This window comes from Pseudoalteromonas sp. T1lg48, from assembly GCF_002964785.1.
GTDB lineage: Bacteria > Pseudomonadota > Gammaproteobacteria > Enterobacterales > Alteromonadaceae > Pseudoalteromonas.
Genome location: NZ_PQCC01000002.1, coordinates 47,258 through 70,304, shown reverse-complemented (window position 1 = coordinate 70,304; position 23,047 = coordinate 47,258). Strand labels below are relative to the sequence as shown.

General features: G+C 50.0%; 24 protein-coding genes. 14 read left to right on the top strand and 10 right to left on the bottom strand.

Annotation, left to right across the window (positions count from 1 at the left end; all coding sequences use genetic code 11):
• Positions 1 to 14: 14 nt before the first annotated feature.
• Genes C2M29_RS02100 through C2M29_RS02090 form a run of 3 tightly spaced genes read right to left on the bottom strand, consistent with a single transcriptional unit; the run spans position 15 to position 2,352 of the window.
• Entirely contained in the window at positions 15 to 602 is a 588-nt protein-coding gene (locus C2M29_RS02100; RefSeq protein WP_442792532.1) for a peptidylprolyl isomerase, read from the bottom strand.
• A gap of 38 nt (positions 603 to 640) precedes the next feature.
• A complete protein-coding gene (locus C2M29_RS02095; protein WP_105188162.1) occupies positions 641 to 1,213 on the bottom strand; it encodes a YajG family lipoprotein in 573 nt (190 codons plus the stop codon).
• Positions 1,214 to 1,215: 2 nt separating this feature from the next.
• Complete coding sequence (locus C2M29_RS02090) at positions 1,216 to 2,352, bottom strand: methyltransferase (RefSeq protein ID WP_105188161.1); 1,137 nt, start codon at positions 2,350 to 2,352, stop codon at positions 1,216 to 1,218.
• Between the two features lie 41 nt (positions 2,353 to 2,393).
• Between C2M29_RS02090 and C2M29_RS02085 the strand changes: the two genes are divergently transcribed.
• From C2M29_RS02085 to nqrM, 11 genes are all read left to right on the top strand, one after another.
• Positions 2,394 to 3,014, top strand: coding sequence for an alpha-ketoglutarate-dependent dioxygenase AlkB family protein (locus C2M29_RS02085; protein ID WP_105188160.1), 621 nt, complete (start codon positions 2,394 to 2,396; stop codon positions 3,012 to 3,014).
• A 35-nt stretch (positions 3,015 to 3,049) separates the two neighbouring features.
• Positions 3,050 to 3,364, top strand: coding sequence for a BolA family protein (locus tag C2M29_RS02080; RefSeq protein WP_105188159.1), 315 nt, complete (start codon positions 3,050 to 3,052; stop codon positions 3,362 to 3,364).
• An 87-nt stretch (positions 3,365 to 3,451) separates the two neighbouring features.
• Complete coding sequence (gene fabV / locus C2M29_RS02075; protein ID WP_105188158.1) at positions 3,452 to 4,642, top strand: enoyl-ACP reductase FabV; 1,191 nt, start codon at positions 3,452 to 3,454, stop codon at positions 4,640 to 4,642.
• Between the two features lie 435 nt (positions 4,643 to 5,077).
• Positions 5,078 to 6,421, top strand: coding sequence for a Na(+)-translocating NADH-quinone reductase subunit A (locus C2M29_RS02070; RefSeq protein WP_105188611.1), 1,344 nt, complete (start codon positions 5,078 to 5,080; stop codon positions 6,419 to 6,421).
• Between the two features lies 1 nt (position 6,422).
• Positions 6,423 to 7,622, top strand: coding sequence for an NADH:ubiquinone reductase (Na(+)-transporting) subunit B (locus tag C2M29_RS02065; RefSeq protein WP_105188157.1), 1,200 nt, complete (start codon positions 6,423 to 6,425; stop codon positions 7,620 to 7,622).
• Complete coding sequence (locus C2M29_RS02060) at positions 7,615 to 8,382, top strand: Na(+)-translocating NADH-quinone reductase subunit C (RefSeq protein ID WP_105188156.1); 768 nt, start codon at positions 7,615 to 7,617, stop codon at positions 8,380 to 8,382. Before C2M29_RS02065 ends, C2M29_RS02060 begins: the two co-directional genes overlap by 8 nt.
• Positions 8,382 to 9,011, top strand: coding sequence for an NADH:ubiquinone reductase (Na(+)-transporting) subunit D (locus C2M29_RS02055; protein WP_105188155.1), 630 nt, complete (start codon positions 8,382 to 8,384; stop codon positions 9,009 to 9,011). The genes C2M29_RS02060 and C2M29_RS02055 overlap by 1 nt, the downstream gene beginning before the upstream one ends.
• Positions 9,012 to 9,021: 10 nt before the next feature.
• Positions 9,022 to 9,630, top strand: a complete 609-nt coding sequence (gene nqrE, locus C2M29_RS02050; RefSeq protein ID WP_105188154.1) for an NADH:ubiquinone reductase (Na(+)-transporting) subunit E — start codon at positions 9,022 to 9,024, stop codon at positions 9,628 to 9,630.
• Between the two features lie 17 nt (positions 9,631 to 9,647).
• Positions 9,648 to 10,874, top strand: a complete 1,227-nt coding sequence (nqrF, locus tag C2M29_RS02045; RefSeq protein WP_105188153.1) for an NADH:ubiquinone reductase (Na(+)-transporting) subunit F — start codon at positions 9,648 to 9,650, stop codon at positions 10,872 to 10,874.
• Positions 10,875 to 10,964: 90 nt separating this feature from the next.
• On the top strand, positions 10,965 to 11,996 hold the full coding sequence (locus tag C2M29_RS02040) for an FAD:protein FMN transferase (protein WP_105188152.1): 1,032 nt from the start codon (positions 10,965 to 10,967) through the stop codon (positions 11,994 to 11,996).
• 76 nt (positions 11,997 to 12,072) lie between these two features.
• Entirely contained in the window at positions 12,073 to 12,285 is a 213-nt protein-coding gene (nqrM, locus tag C2M29_RS02035; protein WP_105188151.1) for a (Na+)-NQR maturation NqrM, read from the top strand.
• 64 nt (positions 12,286 to 12,349) lie between these two features.
• Here the strand turns inward: nqrM and C2M29_RS02030 are convergent, their stop codons facing one another.
• From C2M29_RS02030 to C2M29_RS02005, 6 genes are all read right to left on the bottom strand, one after another.
• Complete coding sequence (locus C2M29_RS02030) at positions 12,350 to 13,507, bottom strand: glutathionylspermidine synthase family protein (protein WP_105188150.1); 1,158 nt, start codon at positions 13,505 to 13,507, stop codon at positions 12,350 to 12,352.
• Positions 13,508 to 14,095, bottom strand: coding sequence for a DUF1190 domain-containing protein (locus tag C2M29_RS02025; RefSeq protein ID WP_105188149.1), 588 nt, complete (start codon positions 14,093 to 14,095; stop codon positions 13,508 to 13,510).
• A gap of 12 nt (positions 14,096 to 14,107) precedes the next feature.
• Positions 14,108 to 14,527: a DUF350 domain-containing protein gene (locus C2M29_RS02020; protein WP_233998333.1), complete on the bottom strand. Its 420-nt coding sequence runs from the start codon at positions 14,525 to 14,527 to the stop codon at positions 14,108 to 14,110.
• A 10-nt stretch (positions 14,528 to 14,537) separates the two neighbouring features.
• Positions 14,538 to 14,906 (bottom strand): PilZ domain-containing protein, encoded by a 369-nt coding sequence (locus tag C2M29_RS02015; RefSeq protein WP_105188147.1) that lies wholly within the window; start codon positions 14,904 to 14,906, stop codon positions 14,538 to 14,540.
• 113 nt (positions 14,907 to 15,019) lie between these two features.
• The gene (gene ettA / locus C2M29_RS02010) at positions 15,020 to 16,693 is read right to left on the bottom strand and encodes an energy-dependent translational throttle protein EttA (protein WP_105188146.1); all 1,674 of its coding nucleotides are present in this window, start codon (positions 16,691 to 16,693) and stop codon (positions 15,020 to 15,022) included.
• 93 nt (positions 16,694 to 16,786) lie between these two features.
• Positions 16,787 to 17,674: a DMT family transporter gene (locus C2M29_RS02005; RefSeq protein WP_105188145.1), complete on the bottom strand. Its 888-nt coding sequence runs from the start codon at positions 17,672 to 17,674 to the stop codon at positions 16,787 to 16,789.
• Positions 17,675 to 17,823: 149 nt separating this feature from the next.
• On the opposite strand from C2M29_RS02005, the gene C2M29_RS02000 reads away from it, so the two are divergent.
• The 3 genes from C2M29_RS02000 to metH are packed head-to-tail and all read left to right on the top strand — an operon-like array spanning position 17,824 to position 22,454.
• Positions 17,824 to 18,771, top strand: a complete 948-nt coding sequence (locus tag C2M29_RS02000; protein ID WP_105188144.1) for a homoserine O-succinyltransferase — start codon at positions 17,824 to 17,826, stop codon at positions 18,769 to 18,771.
• The gene (locus tag C2M29_RS01995) at positions 18,761 to 19,816 is read left to right on the top strand and encodes a homocysteine S-methyltransferase family protein (protein ID WP_105188143.1); all 1,056 of its coding nucleotides are present in this window, start codon (positions 18,761 to 18,763) and stop codon (positions 19,814 to 19,816) included. The genes C2M29_RS02000 and C2M29_RS01995 overlap by 11 nt, the downstream gene beginning before the upstream one ends.
• A 13-nt stretch (positions 19,817 to 19,829) precedes the next feature.
• On the top strand, positions 19,830 to 22,454 hold the full coding sequence (metH, locus tag C2M29_RS01990; RefSeq protein ID WP_105188142.1) for a methionine synthase: 2,625 nt from the start codon (positions 19,830 to 19,832) through the stop codon (positions 22,452 to 22,454).
• A gap of 44 nt (positions 22,455 to 22,498) precedes the next feature.
• Here metH and C2M29_RS01985 read toward each other — a convergent pair whose 3' ends face one another.
• Positions 22,499 to 23,017, bottom strand: coding sequence for an Sbal_3080 family lipoprotein (locus C2M29_RS01985; RefSeq protein ID WP_105188141.1), 519 nt, complete (start codon positions 23,015 to 23,017; stop codon positions 22,499 to 22,501).
• Between the last annotated feature and the right edge of the window lie 30 nt (positions 23,018 to 23,047).

The window sequence follows — 23,047 nt, the reverse complement described above, 5'->3', positions numbered from 1 at the left end:
TCGCCCTGATAGATCTAGTACGGCTGTGCTTCAAGCACCTTGATGTCAAAAATAATCACCGCTTGTTTAGGCACATAGGAATAGCCTATTTTTTCCTGGAAATCGGTTTCGACGCGCATGATCTTATCTAAGGTTTCAAAGCCTTCTACTACTGAACCGAACACCGAGAAGCCCCAGTCACTGCCTGGGTTAAGGTGGTCATTGTTGTCCATGTTGAAGAAAAACTGGCGTGTGGCCGAGTGCGGTTTACGATCCTGGTAGGCCATGGCTATGGTGTACATATCATTTTTCAGACCGCTGCCGCTTTCATTGAAAATGGGGTCATTTTCATGCAGGCCATCATAGTCTTTATCGTAGCCGCCACCTTGAATCACAAAGTCACGGTCGTTTTCTTCATCGCGCTCGACACGGTGAAAAACAGAGCCCTTGTAGCTGCCATCTTGCACATAGGTAAGGAAATTGTTCACCGTCAGCGGCGCGCGTGAGCGATCTAGCTCGACAACGATTTTTCCTAGGCTGGTAGTGAACTCGACGCGGGGAAATAAATTGCTCTTTTGCACAAATTCACCCTGCACCGCTGCGTGCGCGAATGGCGTCAGCATTAAGCATAAGGTAAATAAGGCACTGATGAGGCGAGTGTTCATGACGCTCCCTTTTGCATGTAAGTATTAAGCTCGGGGTCGCTCATAATGCGTGCCACAAGCTGTTCGATAAGTTTATTCAGTTGCGCCTCGACCTTGGCCTGATCATAGCCAAAGGGGCCGCGAAACTGGCTTTGGCCATTATACATTTTATTGAACTGGCTACCATTACGCTCGACGAACACCTGCAGAGCAATTTGCGCTTCACTATGATGGTCCACGGTATTTTGCATCACAGTGGCATTTAAAGTGTGAATGGCTACCTGCATATGGGTGCTAGCCATGGCGCTGATATGAGCACCATTGGCTTGCAGAGCTTGGGTGAAAACCTTTTGCATCTTATTATTTAAGTCCGGGGTGGACATCAAATAACGTTTGTCGCCCTGGGCGATGGAGATGGTCGGTGCCTTCGCTCTTTGGTCAATCACCTGCAAAGACAGCGCCTGGTTATAGCTGGTAAGTTGGCCGCTTTGGTAATAAGGGTCCAAGATGGCCTGTGCCGAGCGGTTGCTACATCCTGTAAGTGCCGTGCTCAAAACGATAATGGCAAGCAGTGAAAAACGGTTAAACATAATTATCCTATTACTTTTTTCGCGCTCAGTACGACAAACTTCTTGTTTGAACCAAGGAGCTTGGAGCCGCCGAATAAGCGCTTTAGTTTTTCATGGTAATCAAGGTGTCGGTTGCCTACGATACGAAGCTCACCGCCGGGACGCAATACTTTTTTGGCGTCGTTAAACATCTGCCAGGCGATGTGGTCGGTCACCGCATTTTGCTGATGGAAGGGTGGATTACATAGCACCAGGTCATAGCCTTGGGCGGCAAAGCCAGACAGACAATCGTTATGAATAAACTCACAGCGATGCAGTTCATCGGGCAGGTTCTCTAGGATGGTTTGCTGCGCCGAGGCCACGGCCATGGCAGACTCATCAACAAAGGTCACCTGCGCCTCGGGGCACTTCAGCAAGGTTTGCAGGCCAATCACGCCATTGCCACAGCCAAGGTCGATAATACGAATTGGCTTTTTCGATTGCGGCAGGTAATTACTGAAGAAGCGCGCACCGATGTCCAAAGAATCGCGTGAAAACACATTGGCATGATTGACCAAGGTGAAGTCACTGCCTTCCAGTTGCCAACGTTTGGGAAACGGGCTTGGCTGCGCCTTATTGTGCATGGTCGCGGTGATCAGGCGTGCCTTTTTCTGAGCCAAGGTGGTTGTAGCAGGACCGATATAGCGCTCCACCAAATTAATGGTTGAGGTATGTATGGCTTTGGTTTTACCCGCTAGGACCACGGGGGTCCCCGGTTTTAGTTTGTGCGACAGTTGCGCCAATTGGTGCTGAAGGTAGCCACTGTTTTTCGGTATTTTGCCGATCACCAGGTCATAGTCGTCGGCGAGCGGTTCAAGGCTGGTCAGCGGTGTAAGTTGCTCGGTATTCAAGTTATTTTCTTTCAGATTATGCTGCCATGCTTGCATAGCAATGTACGAATCACTAACTGAATCTGAAGTTAATTGATTAAAGACGCAGGCCAGGGCACCGAAGTCGTCATTGAGGATCAGCAAGCGCTTGGCATCACCATGATGCTCGTTAATATAATCGATAAGGTATTCATCGGCCGCGTCCCATGCCTGCAGGCTGCGGTTTTTCTGTTGTAAAGGCAAGCGATGTAAGTGGTAGGTATTACCACCTAGTTGAGCTGATGTTATCATGAGCACTTAGGTTTAACTGACAATGGCGCTAGTTTATCACGATGCGTGCCAACGCCCACCCCCAAAACAGCAACCAATTGCCGCCGGCTTTACCCCCAAGCATGTTTAGTTACCAGGCTCACGCCCTTGATGAGGTGAAGGCACAGCGCTTGTTTGCCTATTTGCGTGATACCTTGCCCTGGCAACAACCCAGCATTCAGGTGTTTGGCAAGTGGCATGCGATCCCACGCCTGCAGGTTTATATGGGAGATGCCGACAGCGCTTATGAATATTCTCAGCAGCGTTTCGAGCCTGTGCCCTGGGTGCCCGAGCTTGACGCCATGCGCCATCGCCTTAATCGCACGCTGGGCTGTCATTTTAATGCGGTGTTGATTAATTACTATCGCCATGGCCTAGATTGCATGGGCTGGCACAGTGACGACGAGCCCGAGTTGGGCCCCGAGCCAGTGATCGCCTCATTGTCTTTGGGGGCGCTGCGTAAGTTTAAGTTACGTCACAAAGACAGTGGCGAGGTAACCGACCTGGCATTAACAAATGGCAGTTTGCTGCTCATGAAGGGGCAAAGCCAACATTGCTATGCCCATAGCCTGCCCAAGCAACGTAGGGTTACGCAGGGGCGCATCAATTTAACCTTTCGCCACATCGATTCGACTTTGCTATAGTAGCGTCACCTAACTAGTTGGCAGGTACGTCATTTATGTCTATGCAAACGCGTATCGAGCAAAAGCTCAGCGCAGGGATACCCTGCAAACACCTGCGGGTTGAAAATGAAAGCCATATGCATGCCCGTGGCAGTGAATCACACTTTAAAGTGGTGGTGGTCAGCGATCAATTTGCCGGACAGCGGCTGTTGCAACGTCACCGCACCATTAACGACATTCTGGCACAGGAGCTGCGCGAGCACATTCATGCGCTGGCTATTCATGCCTATACCCCCGAAGAGTTCAGCGAAAAACAAGGACAAGCCCCGGATTCGCCGCGCTGCTTAGGTGGTTCTAAATTTGATAATTAAACACTCGGCGCGAGTCATCAGACCTGTGTAGTGGATAATAGTCGCTACACTAGCGCTAATTTTTCGGCAACGATATGGAATTTTATCATGGTCATTAAGCCTAAAATCCGTGGATTTATCTGCACTAACGCACACCCAGCAGGCTGTGCGGCTCATGTACAACAACAAATAGAATATGTAAAAAGCCAAGGTGATTTGGGCCAGGGTCCAAAAAACGTTTTAGTGATCGGTTCATCAACTGGTTACGGCCTTGCTTCTCGCATCGTATCTGCATTCGGTCATGGCGCAAAAACACTGGGTGTGTTCTTTGAAAAACCAGGTACCGAGAAGAAAACGGCGTCTGCAGGCTGGTATAACACCGCAGCTTTCCAACAAGCTGCCGATGAAGCCGGTATCTGGGCAAAAAACATCAATGGCGATGCGTTTTCCGATGAGATCAAGGCACAAACCATCGACACCATTAAGAATGAACTAGGCAAGGTTGACCTGGTTATTTATTCACTGGCGTCACCGCGTCGTACCGACCCGAAAACAGGTGAAACTTACTCATCAACGCTTAAGCCAATCGGTGAGAGTGTGACCACTAAAAACCTTAACACCTCAAAGCGTGTTATCGACGAAGTGAGTGTTGAAGCGGCCAGCGAAGAAGAAATCGCCAATACCGTAAAAGTAATGGGTGGTGAAGATTGGCAGCTGTGGATCGAGGCCCTTAATGAAGCAGGCGTGTTAGCCGATAACTTCAAAACAACCGCTTACACCTACATCGGTAAAGAGCTGACTTGGCCTATCTATGGTCACGCCACCATTGGTAAGGCAAAAGAAGACCTGGACCGTGCCGCACAAGAGATCAAAGCATCAACGGCGGCCTTGTCTGGCGAAGCCTATGTGAGCTCTTTGAACGCGGTAGTGACGCAGGCGAGTTCGGCGATTCCTATCATGCCTCTGTATATTTCAGCGCTATTCAAAGTGATGAAAGAAGACGGCACTTATGAAGGAACGATCGAGCAAATTACCGCGTTGTTCAAAGAGAACCTGTACGGCGAAACGCCGCGCTTTGATGACGGTGGCCACCTGTTCCAGAACTATAAAGAGCTTGAAGACGACGTGCAGCAGCGCATCCAGAAAATTTGGGATACGGTTGATACCGATACCATCGACGAGCTGACCGACTATGTGGGTTACCACAAAGAGTTCTTACATCTGTTTGGCTTCGATTTAGCCGGCGTTGATTATGACGCGGATGTAAACCCGGACGTAGCTATCAACAACCTGCTGTAATTGGGTTGTATCTGCTAAAAAAGCCAGTCTTAAGACTGGCTTTTTTGTATCCAGGTAACGGTGCTAAGTAATTAGTTACATATGAACACGCGAAATTAAGACTTTGGTCTATCTTGAAGTTTATTCATTCGAGAGCGCCGCGGACCTTGGATAATTTTTACTTTTTAACTCGCATAGTCGCCGTGAATGATGTTAAAATTCGGCAGATATGTGACAAGTTCGCTGCGTTGCTTGGAACACTGACCGACATAGGTGCTCTTTTATACCGTTTGTATTAATGATGTAGGTTGTTAATTGCTCATTTTGATGTTTTTTGGCATCGCGAAGGGAGCATAGACCTAGATTAACAACGCGGGTTGGCGCCAGTCGGCCGATGCTAAGCGGCGTGGTTGGTAAGATTTTAAGTTTCTTTCCTTTAATGTAATGCAAGTGCGTATGATCAACATAAAAAAAGGTCTGGATCTACCGATAGAGGGCGCACCTCAGCAAGTTATTCATGACGGTCAACCCGTTAAACGAGTAGCTGTGCTAGGTGAAGAATACATCGGCATGCGTCCAACCATGCGAGTTCGTGTGGATGACCAAGTCAAAAAAGGCCAAGTTCTTTTTGAAGATAAAAAGAATCCTGGCGTAATCTACACTGCACCGGCCTCCGGGGTAGTTAAAGAAATCAATCGTGGTGCAAAACGTGTACTGCAATCAGTTGTTATTGAAGTTAATGGCACTGAGCAAGAAACGTTTGCCAAGTTCGACCAAGGCCAATTAGCAAGCCTAGATCGCGACACCGTTGTCGATCAACTTGTTAAGTCTGGTCAATGGACCGCACTGCGTACTCGTCCTTTCAGCAAAGTTCCTGCTGTCGATGCTAAGCCTAGCTCAGTATTCGTTACTGCCATGGACACCAATCCGCTAGCCGCTGATCCAGTGGTTGTGATTGCCGAAAATGCTGAAGCTTTCGAAGCCGGTCTAGCCGTGGTTTCACGTCTAACCGAAGGTAAAGTGTACGTATGTAAGAAAGCGGGCGCGCAGGTACCTAGCTCATCGGTTGCTTCTGTTGAAGTACATGAGTTTGGTGGCAAGCACCCAGCCGGTCTTGTAGGTACTCACATTCATCACCTAGACCCAGTCTCTGCCTCTAAGCAGGTTTGGCACTTAGGTTATCAGGATGTGATTGCTTTCGGTCATCTTTTCCTAAGTGGCGAAATTTACACCGGTCGTGTGATTTCTTTAGCCGGTCCTCGCGTTAAGAACCCGCGCCTAGTTAAGACCCACATGGGTGCTGCACTAGACGATTTAGTAGCGGGCGAGCTAGAAGACGGTGACAACCGTGTTATTTCTGGTTCGGTGCTTTCTGGTACTAACGCCATTGGTCCACACGCGTTCCTTGGCCGTTACCACACGCAAGTGTCGGTACTGCTTGAAGGCCGTGAGAAAGAACTATTTGGTTGGATTGCGCCAGGTAGCAACAAGTTCTCTGTAACGCGTACCTTCCTTGGTCACCTTGCACCAAGCCGTCTATTCAACATGACTACCTCTACCGGTGGTTCAAAGCGTGCCATGGTACCAATCGGTAACTATGAGCGTGTAATGCCGCTAGACATCTTGCCTACGCTACTATTACGTGACCTTATTTCACGTGACCTAGACAGCGCAATTACGCTTGGCGCATTGGAGCTAGACGAAGAAGATTTAGCATTGTGTACCTTCGTTTGTCCTGGTAAATACGAGTACGGTTCAATCCTTCGTGAGTGCCTGACAACAATCGAGAAGGAAGGCTAAAATGGGCTTGAAGAAATTTTTAGAAGATATCGAACCGCATTTTGAAGCCGGTGGTAAACATGAAAAATGGTACGCCCTGTATGAAGCAGTAGCGACTATTTTCTATACCCCAGGTTATGTAAACAAAGGCGGTACTCACGTTCGCGATAACATCGACCTAAAACGTATTATGATTTTAGTGTGGATGGCAACGTTCCCTGCCATGTTCTTTGGCATGTTCAACATTGGTCACCAAGCTGCTGACGCACTAGCGAACGGCTTTGCGCTTGGCGATTCATGGCAAGTAGCTTTATTCCAACTATTCGGTGGTGAACTAACCGTCGATTCCGGTTGGGGTGCGAAAATGTTCTACGGTGCCTGCTTCTTCCTACCTATCTACGCCACGACCTTTATCGTGGGTGGTTTCTGGGAAGTGGTATTCGCCTCGGTTCGTAAGCACGAAGTAAACGAAGGTTTCTTTGTAACCTCTGTACTGTTCGCGCTAATCCTGCCGGCGACTATTCCACTGTGGCAAGTAGCCCTAGGTATTACCTTCGGTGTTGTCATTGCCAAAGAGGTATTCGGTGGTACTGGCCGTAACTTCCTAAACCCGGCACTAGCGGGTCGTGCTTTCCTATTCTTCGCATACCCTGCGCAGATTTCAGGTGACACGGTATGGACAGCGGTTGACGGTTTCTCAGGTGCAACTTACCTAGGCCAAGCGGCTACAGGTGCACTGGACTTCGCCAACATGGATCTTTGGTTGAACGCTTTCTACGGCTTCATTCAAGGTTCTGTAGGTGAGACCTCTACCCTTGCTATCGCCATCGGTGGTTTATTCCTTATTTATGTGCGTATTGCTTCGTGGCGCATCGTACTAGGTACTTTCCTAGGTATGGTGGTAACGGCAATGCTACTTAACTTCATCGGTTCTGAAACTAACCCTGCATTTGCTATGCCTTGGCATTGGCACTTGGTACTAGGTGGCTTCGCGTTCGGTATGTTCTTTATGGCAACCGATCCGGTTTCAGCGTCATTCACCGATAAAGGTAAGTGGGCATACGGTGCGTTGATCGGTTTCATGGTGGTAATGATCCGCGTTGTGAACCCGGCGTACCCAGAAGGCATGATGCTAGCAATCCTATTTGCTAACCTATTTGCACCGCTATTCGACCACTTCGTAGCGCAGTCAAACATCAAGAGGAGATTGGCACGTGGCTAGTAATAACGAATCAATCGGTAAAACGCTTGGTGTAGTAGTGTCTTTATGTTTGGTGTGTGCGGTTATCGTATCGTTTGCATCAGTACAACTACGTCCACTACAGCAAGAAAACAAGCTTAAAGATATTCAAAGCAATATCCTAGCCGCAGCCGGTTTTGACGGCGTTAAAAACGTTCAATCGACGTTTGACGAGAACATCGAGACTCTGGTTGTTAACGTTGAAAACGGCCAACAGGTGCAGTTTGACAACGAAGAAGCTCGTAGCGCTTGGATTAAAGCGTACGATTTTGAGAAGAGTAAGTTCGATGCGGCAATGAGCATCAAGCTAACTAAAGCTCAAGATAAAGCAGGTATCCAACGTCGTACAACTGAAGCGCCGGTATACATTAGCCGCGCCGAAGATGGCTCAGTGAACTCTATCATTCTACCTATCCAGGGCTACGGTCTTTGGGGTGTAATGTACGGTTTCCTAGCGCTAGAAAACGACGGTGAAACCGTTAAAAACATCATCTTCTACAAGCACAACGAAACTCCAGGCCTGGGTGGCGAAATTCAAAACCCAACTTGGACGGCCCAGTGGAAAGAGAAAGAGCTGCCAGTTGATCTAGTGAAAAACGGCGCCAAGAATGCTCACCAAGTTGATGGTCTATCTGGTGCAACACTGACGTCAAACGGTGTTGATAACACGGTTGACTACTGGACTGGCGATCATGGCTTTGGTCCTTTCCTTGCGAAAGTACGTGAAGGAGCGTTGAAATAATGGCTGATACTAAAGAAATGAAGTCGGTTCTATTTGGACCTGTCTTCGCCAATAACCCAATCGCCCTACAAGTACTAGGTATTTGTTCTGCGCTGGCGGTTACTTCAAGCTTGAAAAATGCCTTGATCATGTCGATCGCATTGACCTTGGTAACAGCGTTCTCAAGCTTGTTTATCTCGATGATCCGTAACCAGATCCCATCAAGCGTTCGTATCATCGTACAGATGACGATTATCGCTTCATTGGTAATCGTGGTTGACCAGGTACTACAGGCCTTCTCTTATGCTACGGCAAAAGAGTTATCGGTATTCGTTGGTCTAATCATTACCAACTGTATCGTAATGGGTCGTGCCGAAGCATATGCAATGAAGTCGCCACCAATGATGTCTTTCCTAGACGGTATTGGTAACGGTCTTGGCTACTCTGTAGTGCTACTGACTGTTGGTTTCATCCGTGAGCTATTCGGTAAAGGTTCACTATTCGATGTGGAAATCATTCCACTGGTGCAAAACGGTGGCTGGTACCAGCCTATGGGTCTATTGATCCTTCCACCAAGTGCATTCTTCATCATCGGTCTATTCATTTGGGTACTTCGTACCTTTAAGAAAGACCAAGTAGAAGCGAAATAAGGGGCGAGTCGTGGAACAGTATCTTAACTTATTTGTTAAAGCGGTTTTCATTGAAAACCTTGCGCTTGCCTTCTTCTTGGGGATGTGTACTTTCCTAGCTGTATCTAAGAAAGTAAAAACCTCTCTAGGCCTAGGTATTGCGGTTATCTTCGTACTGGGTATTGCGGTACCGGTAAACCAAGTGGTTTATCACGCGGTATTGGCACCAGGCGCACTTGAGTGGTTAGGCTTCCCTGAAGCTGACTTAAGCTTCCTACGCTTCCTAACCTTCATCGGCGTTATTGCTGCCCTAGTACAAATCCTAGAGATGGCTCTGGATAAGTTCTTCCCGCCGCTATACAACGCGCTGGGCATCTTCCTACCATTGATCACGGTAAACTGTGCGATTTTCGGTGCGGTGTCCTTCATGGTAGAGCGTAACTACAACTTCGGTGAGTCAGTGGTTTTCGGCCTGGGCTCAGGTGTAGGTTGGGCACTGGCAATCACATTGCTTGCTGGTATCCGTGAGAAGATGAAGTATTCAGACGTGCCAGACGGTCTACGTGGTCTAGGTATTACCTTTATCACCGTAGGTCTTATGGGTCTTGGCTTTATGTCATTCTCTGGTATTTCACTATAAGGTAGCGAGGAGAAATCATGCTTGAGGTATATTTAGGCGTAGGTGTATTCGTCGCTATCGTGGTTATCTTGGTTTTAGTTATTATCGCAGCTAAATCTAAGCTAGTACCCACAGGTGACGTCACCATCGGGATCAATGGCGATCCTGAGAAAGCAATTAAAACTTCACCGGGTAGCAAGCTACTTGGTGCACTAGCGGATGCCGGTATTTTCGTATCATCTGCTTGTGGTGGCGGTGGCTCATGTGGCCAGTGTCGCGTAGATGTGAAATCGGGTGGTGGTGACATTCTGCCGACCGAGCTTGACCACATCTCGAAAGGTGAAGCCCGTCATGGCTGTCGTCTTGCGTGTCAGGTTGCCGTTAAGGGCGACATGGAAATTGAACTTGAAGAGTCTATCTTCGGTATCAAGAAGTGGGAATGTACTGTTATCTCTAACGATAACAAGGCAACCTTCATTAAAGAACTGAAACTAGCTATCCCTGAAGGTGAGGTTGTACCTTTCCGTGCCGGTGGTTACATTCAGATCGAAGCGCCTGCTCACCATGTTAAATATGCTGACTTCGATATTCCTGAAGAATATCGTGCAGACTGGGATCGTTTTGGCTTCTTTAACCTAGAGTCAAAAGTTGACGAAGAAACAATCCGTGCGTACTCAATGGCTAACTACCCAGAAGAGTTCGGCATCATCATGCTTAACGTACGTATTGCGACTCCGCCGCCAAACAACCTAAGCCTGCCTTGCGGTAAGATGTCTTCGTACATCTGGTCACTGAAAGAAGGCGACAAGGTAACAATTTCTGGTCCATTCGGTGAATTCTTCGCGAAAGACACAGACGCAGAAATGGTATTCGTAGGTGGTGGTGCAGGTATGGCACCTATGCGTTCACACATTTTCGACCAGCTTAAGCGTCTTAACTCTAAGCGTAAGATGAGCTTCTGGTACGGTGCACGTTCTAAGCGCGAAATGTTCTACGTAGAAGATTTCGACGGCCTAGCTGCTGAAAACGATAACTTCGTATGGCACGTAGCTCTTTCAGATCCTCAGCCTGAGGACAACTGGGAAGGTTACACCGGCTTTATCCACAACGTATTGTACGACAACTATCTGAAGGACCACGAAGCGCCTGAAGACTGTGAGTTCTACATGTGTGGACCACCGATGATGAACGCAGCCGTTATCAACATGCTTAAAGATTTAGGTGTTGAAGACGAGAACATCCTACTGGATGACTTCGGCGGCTAATTTAACGATGTATATTCGTTAACGTTACGTATAAGGGCTTCCTAGCTAAGGTTAGGAAGCCTTTTCTTTTTTCTAACGCGAGTATTGCAGATGAAACCTAATCTTCGTGTCACGGCTCTGGTGTTTTTTGTCCTTGTGCTGGGCTTACTAAGCGGCTGTGATAAGGCCGGTGAGCCTCAGCAGCAAGAGTTACTGCTGCACGGTAAAACCATGGGCACCACTTATAACATCAAGCTTTATGCTCCGGGCGAGCAGTTAGCGACGCTGAACCTTCATGGCGACATAGAGCAGGCCTTAAAAGCCGTAAACCAGTCCATGTCGACCTATATTCCCGACTCTGAAATCAATCAGTTCAATCGCCTGGGCGCAGGTGAGGTGATGGCTATCAGCCCCGACTTTCGCACCGTGGTGGCCGAGTCAATCCGTTTGGGCTTCTCTACCAAGACGTTGGACGTGACCATGGGACCCTTGATTGATCTCTGGGGCTTCGGCCCAGACAAGCGCCCAACACAGCGTCCGTCTCAAGCGGAGCTTGACGCTATGGTGGCGAATATCGGCGTCGATAAGCTGGCTCTCAATGAGCAGGGCTTAGCTAAGTCGGTTGATGGCCTGGAGCTGAGCTTCTCGGCAACCGCCAAAGGCTTTGGCATAGATAAGGTGGCCGAGTTATTAGAGCAACATGGCATCACCAACTACATGGTTGAGATTGGCGGCGAGATGCGCATTGCCGGGCAAAAACCGGGTAACAAGGCATGGGTAATTGCCATTGAGCAACCGGATGCGCCTATGGGCGAGCGCAGAATCCATCGTACCTTAGAGCCCGGCTCTATGGGTGTGGCCACATCCGGTGATTATCGTATTTTTTACGAGATGGACGGGGAGGTGTACACTCATCTTATCGACCCGCAAACCGGTATGCCAATCAAGCACGACCTGGTATCGGTTACCGTGTTACACCCCAGCGCCATGACTGCCGACGGCCTGGCCACGGCTTTGACCGTGATGGGTACGGAGCAGGCAAAAGCCTATGCCGAGGCCAACAACTTACCCGTGTATTTGATCAGCAAAACGCCAGAAGGTTTAAAAACCTATTCAAGTCCAGCGTTTAAGCCATATTTGTAGTCAGGTTAAAGCGGGCGTATAATAGCGCCCGTGGCTGACTCAAGCCGTTGATTGTCATTTTTAAGGGGCACAGACAATGCAGCTATTTCTTCTTACCTTTGGTCTGCTTTTGATTATCATTGCGGCGATGGCGGTAGGTGTTATCGTTCAACGCAAATCAATGGCCAGCAGCTGTGGTGGCCTTGGCTCTGTAGGCATAGATAAGGCCTGTGACTGCGACGACCCGTGCGATAAGCGTAAAAAGCGCATGGCCAAAGAGCAGGCCTGGAAAGAGAATCAAATTCTTTAATGCCGATAAAAAAACCGCTTCATTAAAGCGGTTTTTTTGTGTCCGATATTTACCCGGAAATTTGTTAGCCCAAAATAATGTGCGGCACAAAACGAGAGGTGTCCTTGGTGATGGGGCCATTGTCCTCTCGAATTGTCAGGCCACAGCTTTTATGACCTACCACCCAGGAGCCTATCAGGGTATGGTTGCCGGCAAACACAGGCAAGGGGGCCAGAGCCTGGGTAATAAAGCCTTCTCCGCCGTAGCTGCCGCCCTGATGAACGCGGCCCTTACTAGGGTGTACCCAGGTGATGTTTTCTCCTTCACGGCTGAATAAAGGTTTGCTGACATACCCTTGCTCGAGCCCATCACCTTCCTCCCCGGCAAAATAGCTAGGCAGTAGATTGGGGTGGCCGGGGAACATCTGCCACAGCAGCGGCAAAATAGCCTTATTAGATAACACAGCCTTCCACGACGGCTCTACAAATAGGGTGTCCGAGCTTAACAGTTGGGGGCCGAATTCATCTAAAAACAGCTCCTCCCATGGGTATAGCTTAAACAACTGGGTGATGGGCGTGTCTTCGAGATCGGTGAGCTGACCTTTGGCATCGATACCTATGTCCTCTACGGTCATTCTGACCGTTGGCATGCCAGCCTGGTAGGCACAGTCCTGTAGGTAAGCCACCGTGCCCTTATCCTCGATGGAATCACGGCTGTGGGCAAAGTGGATGGCATCTTGGCTGCTAAAATGGTTGAAGCGGTTGATCAGTGCTTCTTGGATGCTATTGAATTGATCGGCACGCCTTGGCAACACGCCTCTATCTACTTGTTGTTCCAGCCACAGCCATTGGAAAAAGCCGGCTTCATAAATGGAGGTGGGGGTGTCGGCATTGTATTCCAGCAACTTAGCCGGGCCCGTGCCGTGGTAACTAAAATCCATGCGCCCATACAGGCTGGGTTCTTTATTGTGCCAGCTTGTGGCTATCAGATCCCAAAAACGCTCGGGCAGGACGAATTTCTTTAACCAGTATTCGTCTCGAACCACTTTATCGACCAGCTCCAGGCACATTTGCTCCAGTTCGTTGGTCGGGTCTTCCAGGTCGTTTTCGATTTGCTTCAGGGTAAATTGATAGTAGGCGCTTTCGTCCCAGTATTTTTCGCCATCGATGTTACAAAACTCGAAGCCGAAGTAATCGGCCTGAGCGGCCAGGTCTGGCCGCTCAGTGATAGGTTGTCGAAACATCTAACCACCAAAGCTGCTGCGTGATGCGGCACGACGGCCAAAACCGCCGCGTGAGCGGGTCACAGATTTTGGCTTGCTGGTATAGTGGATCTTGGACTTTTTCACCATGGTGGTGCCGCGGTTATTAACCGAGCCGATATAGTCGTTGTTGGCGTTACGAAAACTGAAAAAGTCATCGCGGGAGCGATACAGGGGTTTGGCACCCGAGTAGTAACTGCCACCCAGGTAGGCGTATTTTTTACGCTTTTTCTTTTTCATCAGGTCGAGGCCTTCATCGACCGCTTCGGCCACCGCGGCTATCATAAAGCCGGCCATAATAGGCCGCCAGATACTGCCTTCCTGTTCGCATTGGTCAAAACCAAAGTCATTCTCGCAGAGGTTTTCGTTGACGTATTTGGGCGCTTCAATGGCGTGATTAGCTAGGGCTTCCTGGTACTGTGCCTGACACACGTCCTGTTCGACACCAAAGCTCATACAATCTTCGGCATCGTTAAAGAGCAAGGCCGATTCGTCCGGGTCGCCACAGCCACTGAGTCCTGCCGTGGCGCCAAGCATCAGGGTCAGTTTTAACTTATTAGTCCTTTTCATTATCACTGCTCCCTAGTAGGTAATACAAGCAGCGTTAAGGATCCCGGTCGCAAGTGACGCAATACCCAAAAAGGCACCGGCGCTCATATGGCCATCGGCAATTTTTTCCGACAGTTTAGGCATGTACAGGCGCACTAGGAAAAAGGTAATAAGTTGCATGACACCGGCAATGACACCCCAGATAGCGAAGTCAATAATGGATACCGAGTTCACTGCGGCACTGGCAACCGGTAGGGTAAAACCAATAAAGGCGCCGCTAAATGCGGTTGCGGCGGCGGCATTGTTTTCTTTCATTAAGGTCCACTCACAGTGGGGTGTGACCAAAGTGTATAAAAACAAAAACGCCAAAACTAAAAGGTAGCCAAGGCCAAAGTACATCAAAAAGGGAATAAACCCCTGCATGGATTCCATGATCATAATTGCTGCTCTCACTGAGTCTGTTTTATTGTTGTTCCACCGAGGCTAGCTGTACCAGCTCTCGGTGCAATAGCTTATCATCCCCGACGTTAAGTTCAATAAGACGTTTGAGATGAGCGGCGCTATCTAAGTCAATGAGGGTGCAGCGTAAACCTATATGCAGCTCCTCGATATGCGCGACTTCGGTATTCATCTGAATGTCGATATCGGTTTCGTCGAGAGTGAAGCTCAGTTGCAGGTTAGTTCCGGGGGTTGGGTTAAAGTTCTCTGGGTGGCTGATCAGGGCACCTTTAAGAGAGAGGTCGAGTAATTGGCAGTGGTACTGATGTTGATTGTCGGTAATTAGGGCTGGGCGATGAAACAGCACCCGGGTAAAGTGACGACGCTCGTGCATAAGCATTCCTAAAAAGCAGGGTATTTGCTTAGTGTAGCTGGCAGCAAGCAATTTTGTCCATGGGACCTAAGCACAAAAAAGCCCCATCACTGGGGCTTTTTTCAATTGGCTTTTTAACCAATCTTTTTGTATTTAATACGCTTAGGTTGTGCCGCATCGGCGCCCAGCGTTTTCTTCAACCAGGCTTCGTACTCCGTGTAGTTGCCATCGAAGAAGTTGATCTGACCTTCGTCACGGTAATCCAGAATATGGGTGGCGATACGGTCGAGGAACCAACGGTCGTGCGAGATAACCATAACACAGCCCGGGAATTCTAGAATCGCGTTCTCAAGGGCACGCAGTGTTTCAACATCTAGGTCATTGGTTGGCTCATCCAGTAACAACACGTTGCCGCCGGCCTTAAGCAGCTTGGCGAGGTGTAGTCGGTTGCGCTCACCACCGGATAGGTCTTTTACAAACTTCTGCTGGTCGTTGCCTTTGAAGTTAAAGCGACCCACATAGGCGCGACTTGGGAATTCGAAGTTACCTACTTTTAGTACGTCCTGGCCATCGGCGATTTCTTCGAATACGGTTTTGCTGTCGTCCATATTGCCGCGGAACTGATCAACGGTCGCCAGCTCTACGGTTTCACCGATAGTGATTTCACCGCTGTCTGGCTGCTCGTCGCCACTTAACATTTTAAACAGGGTTGATTTACCGGCACCGTTAGCACCGATAATGCCAACGATAGCTCCCTTAGGCACGCTGAAATCCAGGTTGTCGATCAACTGGCGATCACCGAAGCTCTTGTTTAAACCCTTCACTTCGATAACCTGATCACCCAGGCGTGGACCCGGTGGAATAAACAGCTCGTTCGTTTCGTTACGCTTTTGGTAGTCGCTTTGCTGTAGCTCTGCAAACTGTGCCATACGCGCTTTCGACTTAGCCTGGCGACCTTTCGGGTTTGAACGCACCCACTCAAGCTCTTGGGCAATCGACTTTTGACGTGCTTTTTCCGCTTTTTGTTCTTGCTTCAAACGGGCATCTTTTTGCTCTAACCAAGACGAGTAGTTACCTTCCCATGGAATACCTTCACCGCGGTCAAGTTCAAGGATCCAACCGGCCACGTTATCAAGGAAGTAACGGTCGTGGGTTACCGCCACAACGGTACCTTCGTAGTCGTGCAGGAAGCGCTCCAACCAGGCCACTGATTCAGCATCCAAGTGGTTGGTCGGTTCGTCGAGAATAAGCATATCTGGCTTTTCAAGCAGCAAACGGCAAATTGCCACACGGCGACGCTCACCACCTGAAAGGTGTTCAATTTTCGCATCCCAAGCAGGTAAACGCAGGGCATCGGCGGCACGCTCCAGGGCGTTGTCCAGGTTGTGACCATCATGGGCCTGGATAATGGCTTCAAGTTCGCCTTGCTCTTTGGCCAGGGCGTCAAAGTCCGCGTCTTCCATGGCGTATTCGGCATATACTTCATCAAGGCGAGTCAGGGCGTTTTTAACTTCGCTTACCGCTTCTTCAACCACTTCACGCACTGTTTTGCTTTCATCAAGCACCGGTTCCTGCGGCAGGTAACCAATTTTCACGCCCGGTTGAGGGTGAGCCTCACCTTCAAAATCTTTATCAACGCCGGCCATGATGCGTAGCAGGGTAGATTTACCCGAGCCGTTTAGACCAAGTACACCAATTTTTGCACCAGGGAAAAAGTGTAATGAGATGTCTTTTAGGATGGTGCGCTTGGGTGGCACAACCTTAGACACTCGACTCATCGAGAAAATAAACTTATCAGGTAAAACCATGAAAGGAACCTTTGCAATATGACTAAAATTATCAGCCGCTATTGTAGAGTCTCTAGGGTAAAAGCGTCAACGAAAGGGCTCGTTTTTACGCCCTTAATTTGCCAGCAAAATACCGACCCCGACCAGGGCCAACACACCGCCAAGGATCATGTTTGCGCTTACCGGCTCGCGTTTAAAAAAGCCGAAGGTCATCACCATTAACGGGGCGGTGGCAAAGAGGGTTTGCGCTATGGCTGGGTCGGTGTATTTTACCGAGGCTAATTGCAGCCACAGACCAATAAAGGTGCCAAAGAACACCGCCACCAACAACCAATGTTTCTTATCTATGCCTTTTAAGCGAATCGCCTGATACAGGTCCGAGTGTTTGATCAGCGCCACCACCAAAGCCACGGTGAGTGTGCCCGAGACCAGACGTATCATCGCCGCCCACAAACTACTCATGGACTCGAGGTTCATTGCCCCTTTCGACATCACCATGCCGGTGGCCTGGCACAGCGCCGCCAGCAGCGCCAAGGACACGCCGATAAAGTAGTGACGCCTATCAAGGCTTGGTAAGGTGTGCTGTGGCTTAATGGCTATCACCACGCCGACCGTGGTGACGATAATACCAGCCCAGGCCAAGGTTGACAGGTAGTGGCCTAATAAAAGGATATTGAGTATGCCCGCCAGTGCCGGGGCGAGCGACTCTATGACCAGGGTGCGCGCCGGACCAATATTGCGCAGGGCGCCAAAGTAGGCGCTGTCGCCGATGGCGATACCAATAATACCACCGGCGATAAGCCAACCCCAGGCGGCGACTTGTTGCGGGATCTGCCAATCTCCGGTGATAACAATGGCTGCCACCATCATCAGGGATGCAAGTAAGCCTTTACTGACATTAAGCTGTAAGGGCGAAAGGTGATGGCTAAAGGTTTTGTAAAGCAGGGTTGAAAACGCCCAGACTACGGCGGCACTGATCGCTGCTATTTCTCCTAATCCCACCTTGGGCCCCTTTTATTTAGTTTGATCGGCGGCATTATGGCAAGGGAGGGACTCGCTGTAAAATTTAAATGGACGTCTAAACATCTAGAGGTTGAAATTTCCATGGCTCTAGTCATAATAGCTACTCTAGCTTTAGATTGGAGCCAATTATGCCTATTACGGTTCAGGATGCGTTGCCAGCGATTTCGCAATTACGCCAAGAAAATGTCTTTGTGATGCCGAAAAGTCGTGCCAGCACGCAGGAGATCAGGCCCATGCGTTTGGCCATATTGAACCTGATGCCGAATAAGGTAGAAACGGAAGTACAGTTTATTCGCTTGCTGGCCAATACGCCTTTGCAGGTCAACGTGGACTTACTGCGTCTTGATACTCACAGATCCAGCGCCAACTCCGAGCAGCACCTGGACATGTTCTATCGCTATTTCAGCGATGTGAAAGACACTAACTATGATGCCGTGATCATCACCGGCGCGCCGCTGGCTCATCTAGAATACGATGAAGTGGGCTATTGGCAGGAATTACAGGAGTTTTTCGATTGGGCCGAGCATCATGTTACCTCCACTCTGTTCAGTTGTTGGGCCGCCCATGCCGGTTTATTCCATCATCATGGCCTTAAACGCGAACTCCAGGGCAACAAACTCTGCGGGGTGTTTGAGCACCAATGTTATTTCGATCACGGCGCGCTCACCCGCGGCTTTGACGATCGCTTTTTAGTGCCGCATTCCCGTTACGGTCATATCGATATCGATAAAATTGCCGAGTGCGAAGAGCTAGTAGTGCTTGCCGGCTCTGATGAAGTAGGTGCCTACTTACTTAAAAACCAAAGCGGCTCACAGGTCTACCTGACCGGGCACCCGGAATACGACGCCGATACCTTGCAAAAAGAGTATCAACGCGATGTCGACAAGGGTTTGGATGTGGATAAACCGAAAAACTATTTTCCCGAGGACAATCCGGCGCTAAAACCGTCGAAAACCTGGCAGAGCCATGCCTTCTTGTTATTTTCCAACTGGCTAAACTACTACGTGTATCAAACCACGCCCTATGATATTAATCTGGTGAGCCAGGATGTAAGGACCAATAATTATGCCGAATAAACGTCATGCCCTCGAAGCGGCGCTGAAGCAGCGCATTTTAATTCTTGATGGCGCCATGGGCACCATGATCCAAAAACATAAGTTTGAGGAAAACGACTACCGCGGCGAGCGCTTTAAAGACTGGCATGTGTTGGTCAAGGGCAATAATGATCTGCTCAGCCTGACGCAACCCGAGGTGATTGCGCAAATTCATCGCGAGTACCTCGAAGCAGGTGCCGATATTATTGAAACTAACACCTTTAACGCCACCACCATTTCAATGGAAGACTACGACATGGCGAGTCTAAGCCGCGAGATTAATCTCGAGTCGGCGCGCTTGGCCCGTAAGGTGGCCGATGAATTTACCGCCAGGGAGCCGCATAAGCCACGCTATGTGGCCGGTGTGCTTGGGCCCACGTCCAAGACCTGCTCCATCTCGCCGGATGTGAACGACCCCGGTTATCGTAATATCACCTTTGATCAGTTGGTTGAGGCCTATATCGAATCTACGTTAGCGTTGATGGAAGGCGGTGCCGACCTGATCTTGATCGAAACCATTTTTGATACCCTTAATGCCAAGGCGGCATCCTTTGCGGTGGAAGAAGCATTCGATCAGGCCGGTACCAGTTTGCCTGTGATGATCTCCGGCACCATTACCGATGCTTCGGGCCGAACCCTGTCGGGACAAACCACCGAGGCCTTTTATAACTCCATTCGTCATATTAAGCCGCTTTCTATCGGCCTTAATTGCGCCCTGGGCCCGGATCTGCTGCGCCAATATGTGGAGGAGTTATCCACCGTATGCGAAACCTTCACCTCGGTACACCCCAATGCCGGTTTGCCCAATGAGTTTGGCGAGTACGACCTGGAAGCCGAAGACATGGCCGAGGAGATCATCGACTGGGGCGAGCAGGGCTTTATTAATATTGTCGGTGGTTGCTGCGGTACCACGCCGGAGCATATTAAAGCCTTTAGCGACGGCTTAAAGAACACCGCACCACGGGCGCTCCCCGAGCTGCCGGTGCGCATGCGTCTCAGTGGCCTTGAAGCCTGTAATCTGAATTAAGGGGCCAACAGCAATGACCAATACAGCCATTTTTACCAATGTCGGTGAACGTACCAATGTCACCGGCTCGGCGCGTTTTAAGCGCCTGATCATGGAAGAAGATTATGAAACCGCCCTGGATGTGGCCCGCGAGCAAGTAGAAAGCGGCGCTCAGGTGATCGACATCAACATGGATGAAGCCATGTTGGACTCCAAGGCGGCAATGGTGAAGTTTCTTAATCTGATCGCCTCGGAGCCGGATATTTCCAAGGTGCCGATCATGGTCGACTCCTCCAAATGGGAGGTGATTGAGGCGGGCCTCAAGTGTATTCAGGGTAAGGCGATTGTGAACTCCATTTCCCTCAAAGAAGGGGAAGAGCCGTTCCGCAAGCAGGCAAAAATTCTGAAACGCTTTGGCGCCGCCGTGGTGGTGATGGCCTTTGATGAAACCGGCCAGGCGGAAACCGCCGACCGTAAGTTTGCAATCTGCGAGCGCTCGTATCGCATTCTCGTCGATGAGCTCGGCTTTCCGCCGGAAGACATTATTTTCGACCCCAATATTTTCGCCGTGGCCACGGGTATCGAAGAGCATGATAACTATGCGGTGGAGTTTATTGAGGGCACCCGCCGCATCAAAGAAAACCTGCCGCACTGTAAGGTGTCCGGCGGGGTGTCGAATGTGTCCTTCTCGTTTCGTGGTAACAACCCGGTGCGCGAAGCTATTCACTCGGTGTTCCTGTATCACGCCATTCAAGCGGGCATGGACATGGGCATAGTCAACGCCGGCCAGTTGGCGGTGTATGACGATATTCCCAAAGAGCTGCGTGATGCGGTTGAGGATGTGATCCTCAATAAAGATCCGGGGGCGGGCGAGCGCCTGGTTGAGCTGGCGCCCAAGTACTCGGGCATGGCGCAGGCGGAGAAGGTGGAAGACCTGGAGTGGCGTTCCTGGCCAGTGGAAAAGCGCCTGGAGCATGCGTTGGTTAAAGGCATCACAGACTACATCGAAGAAGACACCGAGACCTGTCGCCAGCAATTTGCCAAGCCTATCGAAGTGATCGAAGGGCCGCTGATGGACGGCATGAACGTGGTCGGTGACCTCTTTGGCGCCGGTAAGATGTTCCTGCCTCAGGTGGTCAAGTCGGCGCGGGTAATGAAACGGGCGGTGGCTTACCTCGACCCTTATATCGAGGCGGAAAAGCAAGCCGGTGAAACTAACGGTAAAATCATTATGGCCACGGTGAAGGGCGATGTGCACGACATAGGCAAAAACATCGTCGGCGTGGTGCTGCAATGTAATAACTATGAGGTGATAGACCTGGGCGTGATGGTGCCGGCGGAGAAGATTCTGCAAACCGCCATCGATGAAAACGCCGATATCATCGGTTTATCCGGCCTTATCACCCCGTCCCTTGACGAGATGGTGCACGTGGCCAAGGAAATGACCCGTCGCGGCTTTGAGATCCCGCTGCTTATCGGTGGTGCTACTACATCCAAGGCGCACACGGCGGTGAAAATTGAGCCCCAATATGACAAGGGCGTGATCTATGTGAATAACGCCAGCCGCGCCGTGGGCGTGGCCTCCAGCCTATTGAGCAAAACCGCCAAGGCTGAGTTCTTGGCCAAAACCAAGGTCGAGTACGAGAAGGTGCGTGAGCAACAGGCGCGTAAAAAGCCGCGCTCCAAGCCCATTGGCTTGCAACAGGCGCGGGCCAATCATGCCAAGCTGGACTGGCAAAACTACGTACCGCCTGTTCCCAGTAAGCTGGGTGTGCAGGAGTTTCACGATGTGGCCATCGACACCCTGCGTCACTATATCGACTGGACGCCATTTTTTATGACCTGGTCGCTGGCGGGTAAGTATCCGCGCATTCTTAATGACGAGGTGGTGGGCGAGCAGGCTCAGTCGCTGTTTGCCGATGCCAATGCCATGCTCGATAAGTTTGCCCGTGAGCGCAGCATACAGCCAAAAGGCGTGATAGGTTTGTTCCCGGCCAACCGGGTTGGTGACGACATCGAAATATACAGCGATGAAAGCCGTACCGATGTGCTGTTACGTTCGTGTCAGTTGCGTCAGCAAACCGAGAAAAAGGGCTTTGCCAACTACTGCCTGGCTGACTATATCGCGCCGAAGGGTACGCCGGATTATTTTGGCGCCTTTGCCGTCACCGGTGGCCTGGAAGAAGACGCGCTGGCCGAAGCTTTCGATGCCCAAGGTGACGACTACAATAAGATCATGGTTAAGGCCGTGGCCGATCGCCTTGCCGAGGCCTTTGCCGAATATCTGCATGAGCAGGTGCGAAAGGTACATTGGGGCTACGCCACGGATGAAGCGCTCAGCAACGATGAGCTTATTCGCGAAAATTATCAGGGTATTCGCCCGGCACCCGGTTATCCGGCCTGTCCGGAGCACACGGAAAAGTCCAAAATTTGGGATTTGTTGAACGTGGAAGAACGCATTGGCATGAAGCTGACTTCTTCTTACGCCATGTGGCCGGGTGCGGCGGTGTCCGGTTGGTATTTCAGCCATCCTGATTCCAAGTACTTTGCCGTGGCGGGCATTCAGCGCGACCAGGTGGAGGATTACGCCGAGCGCCAGGGTATGACGCTGGACGAAGCACACAGATGGTTAGGGCCAAATCTGGGCTATGACTACTGAGGCGGTTATATTGAATAAGGATAGGCGACCGAGGTCGCCTATCCTTAGTTAGCAGATGAAGCGGGTGCTGTAACTGCGCCTTGCTCCTCGTTAGCCTTTACTTGTGAAAACATTTGCTCAATGAGCTCCAGAACTTTTTCACGGGCATCGATAAACTTATCTAAACCGCCACCAGTGACATAGCTTGCCTGTGCTAGCGTGTCTTTTTGTTCTGTATCTGTCACCCAAATATTTGCGTAGGCCATGTATAGGGCGAGATCCCAACGCCAGTTGGCGGTGTAAAAGGCCAATGCACTACAATCTTGTGTTGTATTCGGGTCTACTTTGGGTTGAAAACTGTGGTGCTTGACTTCATAAGTGGCGTTTATGACACGGGTATTGATGTCATGGCTTTGAAAACCTTCTTGCATAGCATCAAGAAAGCCATCTTTCACCGAGTCATGCTTTGCTATACAGACCGTTTTTGGGGCGCTGTGATTCGCGTATTGAGTGACTTCTTGTTTTGCCGCACAGCCTGTTAATAGGGTAGCCGTAAAGGCCGTTATTAGTAGCTTGTTTTTCATTTTATTATTCTTCTGTTGCTTGGGATTGTT